Raw genomic sequence first — 13,858 nt, 5'->3', positions numbered from 1 at the left:
ACAGGCTGGTTAATGGCTAGAATCGTACCATGCGTGGTATTCGCTTTGATTTGCGCAAGTACAATGCCAGCACATGGGACCTCACAACAGGATTTCTCTGAGGTTCTCAATACGCTGCAACGCATACAGGCAAAACTGTCGCAGTCACAGGCCAGTCTGACGGTGAGTAATCAGCCTGAGCAGGCCGGGATCCCGGAAGGGGAAGACCTGTTCTTGTCTGTTTATGCTGACGGGGTGTATCTGGGTGAGGTGTTTGCGGTCAAAAGTAAGCGCGATGCGCAAGTCGAATTACGCAGCTTGTTTGCCGTGCTGGACTTTGCCATCAGCGATGACAATCAGCCTGACTATTTTACCGGCTGGTACCTTAGCCCTGAGCGTACTTTTTTACTTGATAGTGCGCAAAAACGAGCCAGGGTCAACGAGCAGGAATATCGGCTTTCGGAGCAGGATATTTCCCATGTACAGGGCGAAGTCTTCGTTGAGCCTGCGCTGATTGCAGACTGGTTTGGGTTGCACCTTCAGTTCAACTATAGCGACCAAAGATTGTTGGTACAGTCTCCTTTGCCGTTGCCTGCTTTGGAGCGTCAGGCACGAGCTAATCGCAAGGTTGCACAGTATAACGTCGACTCAGCTTCTAGACTCGCCTGGAAACCTAACCCTTACCAAATATTATCTTCTCCCCTAATGGACACGCAGTTCGGGTATCGTCGCGACAATGATGAAGATGCTTTTTATTATTCGGTGTTGGGCGCACATGACCTGGCATTCTGGAATGTAGAGTACTTTATTGCAGGCACAGAGGGAGATGCGCTGGATCAGGGTCGCTTTAAGGGGAAGAGGGAGGATGCCCAGGGGCGGTTGTTAGGTCAGGTGCAGGCCACACAGTTAGAGGTTGGTGATATTCAGGCAACCCATATTGGTACCGGGCAGTCCACCGGACAAGGTATTGGGGTGCGAGTGTCCGACAAGCCGCTGAATTCTGAAATACAGGAGCAAAGTGTCCAGATCAGTGGCTCGGTGCAGGCTGGCTGGGACGTCGAGTTGTATCACAATGATTTGTTGGTTGCGCAGCAACTCCAGATCCAAACAGGTCGTTATGATTTTGACCGTATCCCGTTGTACTTTGGTAGTAATCAATTTGAACTGGTTAAATATGGGCCACAAGGACAGGTAGAGCGTGAGCAGCGCAGCTATTTTGTTGAAGGCACCGGACTGAAAAGTGGTCAGGGCTACTTTGATGTGTCCGTCACTGACAACGGCAGTTCAATATTAAATAATGATTTTGCCCTGACTACGCAATCAGGTCTGCATTTTCACGGTCGTTACGACCTGGGTCTGTCTGACTCCATGTCGGTCTATGCCGGTATTGCTCAGGCGCTGTCGAATGAAGCGCTTATTGAGCGCACAGCCACGACGGGTGGTACGCTAAGTCTGTGGAAAAAAATGCTCCTCAATCTGGACTTATCCCACGACAGCGAGTCGCAGCACCGTGCCAGACTCAGTGCCAGAACTGAATGGGCCGGGCAGGCCATTAGTGCGGGCTGGCAGACACAGCGTCGATTGCTCAACACGTCAAAAGTGAATAATGACCATCGTGAAACTCGAGGGCTGTATATGCGTATGTCGGGCATGTTAAATGTCCTGAATAAGCAGCTATCTTATCAAAATCAGGTGCAATGGAATCGCTCCGATCAGGATACTGAATATACTTTGCTGACCAATCGAGTAAGTCTCTCTTTAGGTCGGGTGAATGTCAGCAATCAGTTGCAATGGCAATCTAGTAATGCAGCTGGCGACCACGCAACGTCGGGTCAGTTGAGATTTCAGACCCGCTTGGGGCGTATATTTGGTCGCCTGATTTTTGATTATGATTTGCACCCACACACTGAGTTGATAGCCTATGAAACGCGTTTTTATCGCAGTTTAAATGAGCAATTTAACGTTGAGTTGAGTTTCAGAGAGACGCTTGAAACTGATTATCAAAAAGGCGAACTGGGTTTGAACTGGCTGGGCGACAAAATTCGTTTGAACAGCCAGCTCAGTTATGACAGTTACGATGAATGGGAAGTGGGGATAAATGGGCAGTTTAGCTTTGGTTATCACCCTCAAAGCGAACGGCTGTTGTTCAGTCAGCGACGATTGGCCAGCAATGGCGCGGTGTTGGTCAAGGTTTATCTGGACCACAATGCCAATGGGGTGTTTGACGAGTTAGATGAAGTGGTACCCGAAGTCAGAGTGCGGGCATTACAAAACTATATGCAGGGCACCACCGACGAGCAGGGGCTGGTGTTACTCAGTGGTATGCCTGTTAATCAAAAAACCGATATGGTGATTGATACTGACAGCCTTGCGATGCCTTTTGTTACCCCTGCGATTGAAGGGATGGCGATAACACCACGGCGAGGTTATGTTGAGTATTTGGAGCTCCCTTTGGTCAACACCAGTGAAATAGAGGGGGTCGTGTATCAACAAACCGATACTGAAAACGCCCCTGTGCCCTACGCCGATGTAACTTTGCTTGATGAACAAGGAGCTCAGATTGCACGCACCCAGGCGGCGTATGACGGATATTATGTATTCACAGACATTAAGCCGGGTCGCTATCGGGCACAGGTTGCCAATGCGACCAAGCGCGGGCTGACGCACAGCGAGCAAGTAGAAGTGGCGTTATCACAACAGGGGGATGTGCTGGTGGAAGTTGACTTGCAGCTGGCACCTCTGTCAACTCAGGCTATCACGGTGCTCTCTGTCGGGCGCTTTGCCTCTCTGCCGGTATTAAAAACCTACGCCATGTTACTGCGTCAGCGACACCGTCAATTGATCACTGCTCCCCCATTTTATCTCTTTGACGACAAGACAGAGACTTACATGCTGGGGATTGCATTCACGCAAAATGATGTTGATACAGCGCAACTGCAACTACGTTGTAATGCATTGCAAACAGCTGGTGTGCCTTGTCAGCTTGAACAAACAGAAATAAAACAATAAAGGGAGCGAGCTATGAAGTTATTACCTTATCTGGTATGGCCTTTGCTGGGCTTGGTCAGTGGGTGCGCCAGTAATGGTCAGGATGACCAGCGACTGGCCGAATTAGAGCTGCAAATCACGCAACTGAATGCAGAAGTGCAGCAGATGAAGCACAGTATTGCGCTGTGGCAACAGGTGGCGCCGCAAGTGAATGAGTTACTGGCCATTGAGCAGGATCTTGACTTGTTAAGCACACAGTTGCAGTTAGCGCTAAATCCACAACGGACAAAATCTGAGGTGATGGTCGCCCAAGAGAGTAAGTCGCCAGGCATCGTCGAGCAGCGCTTGACTGCGCCGACGCCACTTGTTGAAGTACCTGAAGTCTCTGTACCCGAACAAGCACCTGTCAAGGAAGCGTTCGTTGAAAAGAGGCCTACAGTGGCTGGTAAAAAAAAGGCTGAGTTTGCAGTACAACTGGCTTCTACCAGAAAGCAAAGCCAGCTAAAAACCGTGCACCAACGTCTGGTAAAAGACTATCCACCACTGCGGCAGCATCCGGTTAATGTCGAGCAAGTGGAGGTCCGTGGTCAACGGTATTTCCGGCTAAAACTTGGCGCGTTTGAAAATAAGGCGCAGGGGCAGGCATTGTGCGCTGAGCTCAGACCGTTTCACCCACAGTGTTTGTTAAGTCACTACACGGACAATCCGACCACGTTATAACATGCCCGTAAACCGCATAATGGATCGCTTCTTGCATTTGTCTCGTCAAATAGAAAGAGGTGATCATTATGCAACTTCCTGCCGTGATAGTCGCACTGGCCCTGTCGGTGCTGCTCAGTGGCTGCGCTGGAATAATGAAAGCGCAGGAACAAGACAAGGTGGAGCAAGCGCCCCCCTTGCCGACATTACATCAGTATATGGGGCAACTTGCTGCCGCTTTGGGGGAGCACAGTCGCCCGCTTAAGCCCGGCGCCACTGTCGCAGTGACGAGCTTTTACCTTGCTGACCAGCTGGGTAATGCTGTCGCGAGCAACCAGGGCAGTGGCTTAAGCACTCAGGTTCAGGAAAGTCTGATCAGCTATGTAACGCAAATGGGGCTGGAAGTGGTAGAGTTTCGGTTACAACGCACTTTAACTTTGTCGGAAAGTGCCGATAACCTATTAAACCGTGATATAACGCTGTTGCGTGAACGTCATAAATTTGACCTCGCGCTAACGGGCACCATCAGTGAAAGCCATGACCATTACACGATCAATGCGCGATTGATCACTATGCTTGACAGCCGCACTGCATCCGCTGCGACCATATCTGTGCCCAAAGCGGTATTGTGGGGAAATGAAAAAGCCCAAATGCGAGACGGTAAGTTACATCGCGGCCAGTATTAGTGGAGACAAAGATGAAAAAATCTGTGATAGCGCTTGTGTTACCTGCCCTTGCCTTGGTTGGGTGTGCACAACTGGGCATGACAAAGCACCAGGAAACAACAGCGGCGCCTGGCAAGTTTAGTGCTGCGGAGCAGTTTCAGGCGCACCCCAGAGGGGTGCAACAAATGACAGTATCACAACGTATGGCGGCCAAAAACGTGACGCATTACGTACAAAAGCTGATGCAAGACATGGTCAGTAATGTGAAATACATTAATGATCAGACACCAGTAGCGGTATCGAGCTTTGTCTTTTTAGATGAAGACTTTAATCATGCTACTTTGCTGGGTAATCAGATTGCTGAAAGTTTCATACACGAGCTGCATAATTTTGGCGTGCCGGTCATCGACTTTAAAACAACGGATTTTATGCGAGTCACCAAACATGGTGATTTCATTTTCAGCCGTGACTTTTTAGAGCTGTCTGACGAGTTACCGTTTAAATACGTGCTGGCAGGCACATTGTCGCATCACCAGGGCGGGATCTTAGTCAACGCTCGGATAGTGGGCATGCAAAGCAAAATGGTGGTCGGTACAGCACAAGGGTTTTTACCTCAATCGGTGGTGAATGCACTGAGAGACGGTGCGATCCACGACGGGATCCGGTTACAAAGAGCGGGTGAGTGATCATGAAAACACGCATTTTGAGTGGCTTAACGCTGTCGGTCGTGATGTTGAGCGGCTGTCAGATGATGGGCAATCAACCTGCTTCGTCAACAGTGACGACTACTGCTATGACGCCTAAAGTGGCTAAATTTCGTGAAATAGAAGTGTTGTACGAGGCTTTGGAAGAACAGGCGCCTGAGGCCGAGTATCCCGTTGACCCTGGGTTTGTAAGCGAGCGACATCGTAAACAGGTCGCCAACTATGCATCTCAGATAGCGCTGGAGTTATCCGACTCTTTGCTGGGCGTACATCCACATTCGGTGGCGGTGACGAGCTTTGTGAGCTTTGACGATACGCTGCGAAGCAGCAACCAGTTGGGTAATCAGCTGTCTGAGAACCTGATCCATGCTTTTCAGAAGCTCGGCTATGCGGCCCTGGATTTTAAGTCGCAGCAACAGATCCAGGTCACACGTAGCGGTGATTTTGTTTTTTCTCGGGATAGCAGAGCCTTGCCGGGTAAACCCGACCCCAGTCATGTGCTCTCTGGCACGATGATTTATCGTGATAGGGGTGTTGAGGTCAATGCGCGCTTGCTAGACTTTGAGAGCCGTCTCGTAGTTGCCAGTTGCATGGTGACGATCCCTTATTTTGTGTTGGATTCAGGCGCAACCGCGGCCAGATAGCTATTTAGCGGCAAAGCGCTGATTTTGCCTTTGCCGCGGCCCACCCATCGTAAAAAATCATTTATTGTATTAATAATCAAATGGTTGACCAATTAAGCGAAAACGCTTAGTATTTTTCGCAGCGACACGGCCCCTTAGTTAAATGGATATAACAGTCCCCTCCTAAGGGATAGTTGCAGGTTCGATTCCTGCAGGGGCCGCCAGCGTTTTTCTTTTATAAATCAACTCTGATATAGCAATCACACTTCAGTAGAAACGGCTTTAAATGGGATAGGTAATCCAAATTATCGGTGGGTTATTAACCCTCACTGTGTGTTCTATCTGAGTATCGCGCTTACAGCGCAAAGTCTTCCTGTTTTTGTACCATGACTTCCACCAAATCATTGATCTGAATATTATTCAGCGGGCGCTTTGAAATGTTTTCGGCGATCGCATTTTGAGCATTCACCTGAGTGACACGGACTTGATTGAGTGTTTTGATACTTTGTGCAAAAAACTGGTTGGTTGCGCTTTGCATATCCCGACGATGAGAGATCGTCAGCAATTGGCCGATCTCAATACCATGGTTGCTGCCCAGATTGATGACCAGCTTGCCCTGCTCGCGATGTAAAATTTTGCCTCTGCTGGGCAAACAGGACAGGGCTGAGTCCAGATCCTGTGCCACGCTGTTAAAAACGCTCTGGATCTGTTTGGCATAATTGGTACGCCAAAAGGTGTCGCTATAGACGTCAACAATCTTGGTCTTTTCGTAAGGCCAGACGCCACTGACGGCATAGTGCTTTTGCCACACTTTATCCCGGGTAAGGGCATCGAATGCGACAAAATCGATTTTAAAGCTGCGCACGTATTCCTCATCCTGCCAGAATGCGTAATCATCATTCATTTGTTCCCCGGCAGCGACGTCTGTGATCTGACTCATCAACACATACTGACTATTGCTTAACGTGGTCAAAGAGTCGATCAGTTGTTCATCATATTCAAACCGTTGAGTGAAAAAGGGCCGGGCGTTGATCGCATGATCCAGATAAGGAATGGGCTTCACCGTCAGTTTGCGTTGTGCCAGGGTATGATACAGTCGTTCACTGGTGGCCTTGGCAATGTCAAAAATTTGACCCAGGCGTGCCTGATGTGGCTGAATGAGCTGGCTTTGCGTGATGGTTATTTGCTTTGCAACAGCGGCCTGAGTGCATTGTTCCAGCTTGGGGAAAATATCTAAGTGCAACGTTACACTGACGATACCATCTTGTTTTTGCTCAGATACCAGGTTGATCTGCTGGATCTCGCCATGACTTTTAATCTTGATCTGATCTTGTGTTAACACTCCGTCAGCCAGTGTCTGGACACTGGATACGGTCGCACCGGAGAAGATCAGCGCCTGCGTAATGGCGTCCTGCACGGCTTCTTGTCGTGCTTCGGCCATATCTTCGGTGTGGGCATTGGCATAACCTGTGACTTCAAACCACTCTGCGCTGGCCCCAAAACTGGCGGTAGCCAGTAACACACTCATAATACGCGACAATTTCATGACTTATTACCGAACTGATTGCAAATCTCTGTTCTATCTGAGCAAGTCCCGTGCCAATGGTGTTGGCAAGGTTTGTGCATACAGATTGCTTACTTGATGATATGGCCGATGGGCCACACAGAGGAGTTACCCCTATGAATCAGTTTAGAGCGCTTTGGCATCAACGGGTAGTCGGCCTGCTCAAGTCCTGTGCTGTTGCAACGGTACTGGGGCTGGCAGGATGTAGCTCTATCATAGATAAACATGTTGAATACAGCTATGTGAAACCCAACTCTTACCCGGTTCTCAAGGCCGTTGGCTATGCTCCTTTGAGTTCACAGCCAGGTAGTAGTGAGAGCGAAAAAATGCTGATGGCTATTAAGGTATCCAAACTGGAAGCTTACCGTGAGTTGGCTGAACAGGTATATGGCCACAGATTAAGTGCCAGTACAACGGTACAGGGGGCTGTGGCGCAAAATGATGGTCTACGCAGCCAGGTGCAGGGTCTTATTCGTGGTGCTAAGGTCATGAAGAGCTATGCGGTCGGGGATATTTACACCACTGAGCTGGAGCTGGATATGAAGCGTGTTTACGATTTGTATATTGGTGAGGTTAAGCCACGCAAGGTGGAACGGGTAACGTATTACTAAGCGCAGCTTAGTCAATAAAACCGGCAAATTATGTCCTTTGCTTTCAGTGTGCCTTCAATTTATACTGCTTAAATATACACACTACCTCAGCGTGACTGGGGTGAATGGTCAGGTCAATAGGAGGTTTGTCGGTGCTGGACCCGAGAAATGAAGCTCAAAAAGTGCTTAGTCGTTTATGGTGTGACAGCCAGTTTCCGGTTGATCCTGTTACTATCTGTAAGTCACTAGGGCTGGAAGTTGTTGAGATGGCGTTGCCGGATAAAGTGTCCGGGGCGTTGATCAAAGAAGCCGGCGTCGATCCTGTTATCGTGCTGCATCAGGACGACCATTTAAATCGTAAGCGGTTTAGCTGTGCCCATGAGCTGGGTCATTATATTTCTCGCATCGAATCTGACAACATAGATAAAGAATACGAATACATCGACCTCAGAGGACCGAGTGCGTCAACTGGCGAAGACGAAGAAGAAGTGTTTGCTAATCAGTTTGCGGCAAATTTGTTGATGCCCAATGAAGAAGTGAAAAGACTGCATCGTAAGAAAGTCGCCCATTTTGAGATGGCCATTCACTTTGGTGTTTCTGTTGAGGCACTCAAATATAAGCTCAATGCGCTGGAGCTGTTGTAATGACACAAAGCAGGGAAGCGCAAAAGGCAGAGCACTCATCACTTGCTGCACAAATTAAGCATAACTTTAAAGAAAATAAGTTTACCAATGTGGACCCCATGCAGGTTCAAAAGGTCAAAGATGCAGAGTCAGACCGTGGCCTGAAGCAGAAATACGCCTGGTGGTTTATCGGTATTCTAGTTGTTCAGTTATTCATTATGAATTTGGTACTGGTGCTGGTTGGTATGGATAAATTGCACTTTGAGGAGTGGACGCTTAACTTATATATGGCAGGGACTCTGGCCGAAGTATTTGGCGTGATCCTGGTGATCACCAAAAATTTGTTTCCCACAAAAGCATAACCTGATCAACCTGACCTAACGGATCAGGCTTTGAGGTTTTTAACCAGCTCACCCATGTTAGAGACAACACTGCCATCCTGACCATAGGTCATTGAGGTGGGCGCGCCAATCAAAATATCTTTAAGTTCACGCACGGTGAGTTGTGCCTGATGTGCCGCTTGTGCGTTTACGTCATTCTGTTTCTTACAGTGATATAATAACTCTTTAACCTGATCGGTTAAGGGGACTATTTCGTCATGGCTAAACGTGCTTTGCGGATATTTGGACAGATCTTTGTCTAGCTTTTGAAGCTGGTTTAAGGTCGTGAGCTTAGTGCGTGCGATTTCCTTCAGGTTGTCACCGTTGCGAGAAGCTAGCGCCTCCAACTCATCATCCAGAAGCTGGGTCAGAGCTTCCAGAAGATTAATTTGCGCTGTTAGCTGGTGGGCACACAGTGCCGTTTGATCGTCCACTTATACTCTATCCAAATAAATCGAACTCAAAGGCAGCAATATTTTTAGCCAACTTTTCACCATCTACCTGATATTTGCCTTCGGCAATGGCTTTTTTCAGCTCATCGACTTTTTTGCTGTCGAAAGAAGGTGCTTGTTGCGCTTTTTCTTGCAGCCCCTTGAGTTGTTGTGCTTGTGGCGTCAGACTCACTGAGTCGGCAGCCGCTTTTACCTGTGCTTGCGGTTTAGCAGCGGTATTACTTGCTTCATTTCTTTGTAATTCAGCACGTTGTTGCTTTGCATTTGTTGCAACATTGTTCGGCTGATTTTGACCGTTAATGTTGTTTACCATGATGATGACCCGTTAGTTAAATTGCTTCAGCCTTTATATCGGCAAGCCGTACGCTTACTTTAGCAAAAAAATCAGATTTTGACTGCTACTGAATCAACATCTTTCACCCGTGCAAGCACCGTTTTTCCTGACCTTGCATTTTTGACTCGGATTTGTTCTCCTAAGTTCCCATCCTGCAAGGCAATACCACTGGTTTTAATCATAAGTGTGCCATCACTGGCGAGGATTGTCACGTTATCTCCCTTGCAAATCATGCAAATCTGAAACATGCTAATCGGTTTGCCCTGTTGGATGCGGCGTTTGGTTTTACTGCCAATAAGCAAAGCTATATCGTCAATATTGGCAGCCCGAACAAAGTGCTTGGGTCGCATCTCGATTGTTACATCCTCTGCAGTTAATAGCACCCCTTTGTCTAGCATTCGGGTACTCACTAGGACAGGTAACAGTGTTTCGATTTTTACATGAACAAACTGAACCCAGGACTCGAGGTCGTCACAGCGCACCATGACCGTGACCTGGCGGTTAAATGGCGGGCTAGACTTACTGCCGACTTGCAGTGGACGCAGGCATTGACGTTCAGGGATGCGTGTATCCAGTGGCAGTGCCGACACATGTTGTTGCTCTTCTGCCTGAGTTGGCGTTGGGAGCTGCGCCGAGATAAAGTCTATTGCCAATTTTTCAATGTCTTTTGACTCATAGGTTTGACCATAAGCAAATGACGTGGCTAAAAAATATGCCACTATGGGAAAGAAATAAGCGGATAATGTAATTTTTAACAAACTCATGATGTTTCGACTATGCTTATGGGGTGAAACAAGGTATAAAGATTTTGCGTGATTTGCCTCACCGCTTCAAGGGCGACTTTGAATGGTAGAGTACAAGCAAACATTGTTCCGATAAGCAGTTTTATAGCAGGAGAATGACATGGCAGGTATTTTGGACTCAGTAAACCAACGAACGCAGTTGGTGGGTCAAAACCGACTTGAACTTTTACTATTTCGCCTCAGAGGGCGTCAACGCTTTGGGATCAATGTATTCAAAGTAAGAGAAGTACTACAATGTCCACCCCTAACGGCAATGCCTAAGTCCAATGCTTTTATTCGCGGCGTTGCGCACATCCGGGGGCAAACCATTTCCGTGATTGACATGTCGTTGGCTGTCGGCGGACCACCTATTGAGAATATCAAAGACTGCTTCATTATCATCGCTGAATACAACCGTTCGGTGCAGGGCTTTTTGGTCGGTGCGGTTGAACGAATCGTGAATATGAACTGGGAAAAAATAATGCCACCGCCTTCCGGTGCGGGTCGTTACTCCTATCTGACGGCAGTGACTGAAATCGAAAATGAATTGGTAGAGATACTGGATGTAGAGAAGATCCTGAATGAGATCTGTCCGATCAATACCGAGGTCAGTCAGGAAATTGTCGCTGATGGGGAAATGCAACGTGACCTTGGTGAGCGTATCGTCTTTATTGCCGATGATTCTGCGGTTGCACGTAATCAGGTTAAACGGGCATTAGAACCTTTGGGGGTTCAGACTGAGCTGGCCAAAAATGGTAAAGAAGCCCTGATCCGGTTAAAAGAGATTGCGGAGATGGACTGTCAGAATGACGTCACTGAGCGTGTAGGCTTGCTGATATCAGACGTTGAAATGCCTGAAATGGATGGTTATACCCTCACCGCCGAGATAAAAGCGGATCCTAAGCTGGCGCCTTTGCATGTTATTTTACATACTTCATTGAGTGGCGTATTTAACCACGCAATGATCGAAAAGGTCGGTGCTGACGACTTTATTGCTAAATTTAACCCCGATGAATTGGCAACAGCCGTGAAAAAATGGGTTCATTGCGATTAATTAGTGGCGGTAATACTTTGGAAAATAAACACTTAGAACAAAGCGAGTATGATCAGTTTCGCACTTTTTTAGAACAACAGTGTGGGATTGTACTGGGCGACAATAAACTGTATTTAGTGAAAAGCAGACTGGCGCCTCTGATGTCTCGTTTTAGCGTTGACTCTCTGTCAGCTTTGGTAAGCAAAACGCTCAGCCCGCATGAGCGGCAATTGCGTGCCGCCGTCGTGGATGCGATGACGACCAACGAAACTTTGTGGTTCCGCGATCAATACCCTTTTGAACTGCTCAAGACCAAGATCTTTCCTGAATTTAAGGACCTGCGTCGTCCTGTTAAAATTTGGTCTGCGGCGAGTTCGTCCGGGCAGGAGCCTTATTCAATAGCCATGTCTGCCAATGAATATCAGACCTCCAATCCCGGCGCGCTCAAAATGGGTGTGCAGATTGTTGGTACTGATATCTCAAACACCATGCTGGATATGTGTAAGAATGCAGAATATGACGCATTGGCACTGGCACGTGGCCTGTCACCGGAACGCAAGAAAAAGTTTTTTGCAGACAGTGGCAATGGTATGGCCAAAGTCAATGAGCCAATTCGCCGCATGGTTAACTTCAGGCATTTAAATTTGCTTGATTCCTATGCCTTACTGGGTAAGTTTGACGTAATTTTTTGTCGTAATGTACTCATCTATTTTTCGCCAGATGTAAAAGCGAAGATCATCAGCCAGTTTGCTCAGGCACTTAACCCGAATGGGTATTTGTTCCTGGGTGCATCTGAATCTATGGCCGGTCTTAATAACGACTTTGATATGCTGCGTTGCAATCCCGGCATCATCTATCAGAAAAAATCGTAGCACTTTCGGCAGGTCGCTCAGAGCGGCCTGCTTATTTCTGTCACCTTCCTCTGAATCTGCCCAAACCCAAACGATCCTACGACAGCCAATAGACTACTAAAGTTGACATCATCGGCACGCTTGCCAGCTGTCTTGCTGAGATTAAAGCAGATATACTTTAGTACATGATGTATTGCCTCTATGAACTCTGAACTATGGCTAAGCCAAACAAGAAAGGCCCTACTAAAACAGTCGATATTTTCTGTGCCAAATGTAAAGCACCGCTGTATAAATACCGAAAAGGTGGAAAAGGCGCGCTGGTTAAGTGTTTTAAAGAGCGGATTGTGACGGATTATACCGAGCAAGGAGGGCAGTGCCCAGGTTGCGGCACTGAGTTTGCCCGGGACACATTGGTCCGTGGCACCCCTGCATTTAAAATGATTGGTGGTAAAGTGTGGTTTAAGTAGTGACCAGACAACCCGTAAAATATTTTGTGGTTTCTTTGAGAATATTCACTTCACATTGACCTGCTATTGATAACTAAATGGGCGCGTGTCTGAGGGTATGCTGCCGCCTTAAGTGCCATCTATAAAAAAACAGGCTGGTATGCAGGCGCTTTCGTCTATTAAGATAGCAGACAACAAGAATGTATTGATGCAGTAAAATGATGGACCAGTCAGATTATAAAGAATGCTTGCCACCCGGTTGGTTATCTCCTTTTTTGGAGCCTTTTTGGGTTCGTCGTGTGTCTGGTTCCGTCTCATTTTTTCCTCAAGGTGTGTTTGAACTCTTGTTTCATAGTATGCCATTGACCTACTCATCCGCTTTTCATGAACCAAAAACAGTCCCCGCAGGGGTGAGTCTTGTCGGGCAACAGCTATCAGTTTATGAGATTTCGAGCGTGCAGCCACAATGGGTGCTAGGCGTGAGACTAAAACCTTTTGCGTACTTTCAGCCACATCAGTTGGCAGCCTCAGAGGTTAAAAACACCCTTGAAAGTATGCAATATATATTTGCTGCCAATCGGGAGCTCGAATCATTACTTTTGAGCTTAAATACCTGGCCAGCGCAGTTACTGGAAGGTCAGTTTCAGAGCGCCTTGACCAAGTTAATGCCCTGGCTCAAAAGGCTGTTCTATAACCATGATTTTGTTCTTCCGGAGCTGTTGAGAGCGAAAACAAATACCATTCTCGATGCGCGTGGCAATATACAAGTTGCAGATATTTGCCAGCAGTTTGAGATTAGCAAAGTCACTTTACGTAATCACTTTGTGTCAAAAATTGGTATGTCACCGAAAGAGTTATGCAAAGTGTGGCGGATGAACAGCTTTTTACTTAATGCATCGCACTATCCGGGTGACCTCACGAGTTCTGCGCTGCTATCCGGATATTTTGATCAAGCTCATTTAAACCGAGAGTTTAAGGCAGTAATTGGTCAGACTCCGAAAGCTTATTTAACGGCCCAAAGCGGCTACGACAAACATCAGTCATCTCAGGTGGTTTACAGTCGCTTTATTGGCGACTATGACCCTTTTTAAGCCCTTTACTTTTTTACAATTCTTTTTCGTCAATAAAGTTAAAAATAGGGAAAA

16 protein-coding genes and 1 tRNA gene are annotated in these 13,858 nt (G+C 47.4%); 13 read left to right on the top strand and 4 right to left on the bottom strand.

The window, feature by feature from the left end; all coding sequences use genetic code 11:
• Window positions 1-12 precede the first annotated feature (12 nt).
• The 6 genes from MHN31_RS19205 (at window position 13) to MHN31_RS19180 (ending at window position 5,882) form a co-directional block, all read left to right on the top strand.
• A complete protein-coding gene (locus MHN31_RS19205; protein ID WP_239445081.1) occupies window positions 13-2,988 on the top strand; it encodes a carboxypeptidase regulatory-like domain-containing protein in 2,976 nt (991 codons plus the stop codon).
• Between the two features lie 12 nt (window positions 2,989-3,000).
• Window positions 3,001-3,687: an SPOR domain-containing protein gene (locus MHN31_RS19200; protein ID WP_239445080.1), complete on the top strand. Its 687-nt coding sequence runs from the start codon at window positions 3,001-3,003 to the stop codon at window positions 3,685-3,687.
• A 68-nt stretch (window positions 3,688-3,755) separates the two neighbouring features.
• Entirely contained in the window at window positions 3,756-4,352 is a 597-nt protein-coding gene (locus MHN31_RS19195) for a FlgO family outer membrane protein (protein WP_125562125.1), read from the top strand.
• Window positions 4,353-4,363: 11 nt separating this feature from the next.
• On the top strand, window positions 4,364-5,017 hold the full coding sequence (locus MHN31_RS19190; protein ID WP_125562123.1) for a FlgO family outer membrane protein: 654 nt from the start codon (window positions 4,364-4,366) through the stop codon (window positions 5,015-5,017).
• A gap of 2 nt (window positions 5,018-5,019) precedes the next feature.
• Entirely contained in the window at window positions 5,020-5,679 is a 660-nt protein-coding gene (locus MHN31_RS19185) for a FlgO family outer membrane protein (RefSeq protein WP_125562121.1), read from the top strand.
• A gap of 128 nt (window positions 5,680-5,807) precedes the next feature.
• A tRNA-Arg gene (locus MHN31_RS19180) sits at window positions 5,808-5,882 on the top strand.
• Window positions 5,883-6,013: 131 nt separating this feature from the next.
• Here MHN31_RS19180 and MHN31_RS19175 read toward each other — a convergent pair.
• Window positions 6,014-7,204 carry a flagellar assembly protein T N-terminal domain-containing protein gene (locus MHN31_RS19175; RefSeq protein WP_239445079.1) on the bottom strand — a complete coding sequence of 397 codons (1,191 nt, stop codon included), beginning with the start codon at window positions 7,202-7,204 and terminating at the stop codon, window positions 6,014-6,016.
• A gap of 134 nt (window positions 7,205-7,338) precedes the next feature.
• On the opposite strand from MHN31_RS19175, the gene MHN31_RS19170 reads away from it, so the two are divergent.
• The 3 genes from MHN31_RS19170 (at window position 7,339) to MHN31_RS19160 (ending at window position 8,797) form a co-directional block, all read left to right on the top strand.
• Window positions 7,339-7,833 carry an LPP20 family lipoprotein gene (locus MHN31_RS19170; RefSeq protein ID WP_239445078.1) on the top strand — a complete coding sequence of 165 codons (495 nt, stop codon included), beginning with the start codon at window positions 7,339-7,341 and terminating at the stop codon, window positions 7,831-7,833.
• A gap of 131 nt (window positions 7,834-7,964) precedes the next feature.
• Complete coding sequence (locus MHN31_RS19165; RefSeq protein WP_239445077.1) at window positions 7,965-8,456, top strand: ImmA/IrrE family metallo-endopeptidase; 492 nt, start codon at window positions 7,965-7,967, stop codon at window positions 8,454-8,456.
• Window positions 8,456-8,797 carry a hypothetical protein gene (locus tag MHN31_RS19160; protein ID WP_194868433.1) on the top strand — a complete coding sequence of 114 codons (342 nt, stop codon included), beginning with the start codon at window positions 8,456-8,458 and terminating at the stop codon, window positions 8,795-8,797. Before MHN31_RS19165 ends, MHN31_RS19160 begins: the two co-directional genes overlap by 1 nt.
• 23 nt (window positions 8,798-8,820) lie before the next feature.
• Here the strand turns inward: MHN31_RS19160 and MHN31_RS19155 are convergent, their stop codons facing one another.
• The 3 genes from MHN31_RS19155 to flgA form a co-directional block, all read right to left on the bottom strand.
• Window positions 8,821-9,249: a flagellar protein FlgN gene (locus MHN31_RS19155; protein WP_125562110.1), complete on the bottom strand. Its 429-nt coding sequence runs from the start codon at window positions 9,247-9,249 to the stop codon at window positions 8,821-8,823.
• Between the two features lie 7 nt (window positions 9,250-9,256).
• Complete coding sequence (gene flgM / locus MHN31_RS19150; RefSeq protein ID WP_049864732.1) at window positions 9,257-9,580, bottom strand: flagellar biosynthesis anti-sigma factor FlgM; 324 nt, start codon at window positions 9,578-9,580, stop codon at window positions 9,257-9,259.
• Window positions 9,581-9,651: 71 nt separating this feature from the next.
• Complete coding sequence (gene flgA / locus MHN31_RS19145) at window positions 9,652-10,365, bottom strand: flagellar basal body P-ring formation chaperone FlgA (RefSeq protein ID WP_239445076.1); 714 nt, start codon at window positions 10,363-10,365, stop codon at window positions 9,652-9,654.
• Window positions 10,366-10,504: 139 nt separating this feature from the next.
• Here flgA and MHN31_RS19140 point away from each other — a divergent pair, with 139 nt between their 5' ends.
• From MHN31_RS19140 to MHN31_RS24420, 4 genes are all read left to right on the top strand, one after another.
• The gene (locus MHN31_RS19140) at window positions 10,505-11,437 is read left to right on the top strand and encodes a chemotaxis protein CheV (protein WP_010386777.1); all 933 of its coding nucleotides are present in this window, start codon (window positions 10,505-10,507) and stop codon (window positions 11,435-11,437) included.
• 17 nt (window positions 11,438-11,454) lie between these two features.
• Window positions 11,455-12,288, top strand: a complete 834-nt coding sequence (locus MHN31_RS19135; RefSeq protein ID WP_049864740.1) for a protein-glutamate O-methyltransferase CheR — start codon at window positions 11,455-11,457, stop codon at window positions 12,286-12,288.
• Between the two features lie 194 nt (window positions 12,289-12,482).
• Entirely contained in the window at window positions 12,483-12,734 is a 252-nt protein-coding gene (locus MHN31_RS19130) for a hypothetical protein (protein ID WP_010386779.1), read from the top strand.
• Between the two features lie 197 nt (window positions 12,735-12,931).
• Window positions 12,932-13,804 (top strand): AraC family transcriptional regulator, encoded by an 873-nt coding sequence (locus MHN31_RS24420; RefSeq protein ID WP_343224708.1) that lies wholly within the window; start codon window positions 12,932-12,934, stop codon window positions 13,802-13,804.
• Window positions 13,805-13,858: the final 54 nt, after the last annotated feature.

The organism is Pseudoalteromonas sp. McH1-42 (genome assembly GCF_022347845.1).
Classification (GTDB): domain Bacteria; phylum Pseudomonadota; class Gammaproteobacteria; order Enterobacterales; family Alteromonadaceae; genus Pseudoalteromonas; species Pseudoalteromonas rubra_D.
The sequence above is the reverse complement of the archived record's forward strand: the minus strand, read 5'-3'. Positions and strand labels throughout refer to the sequence as shown.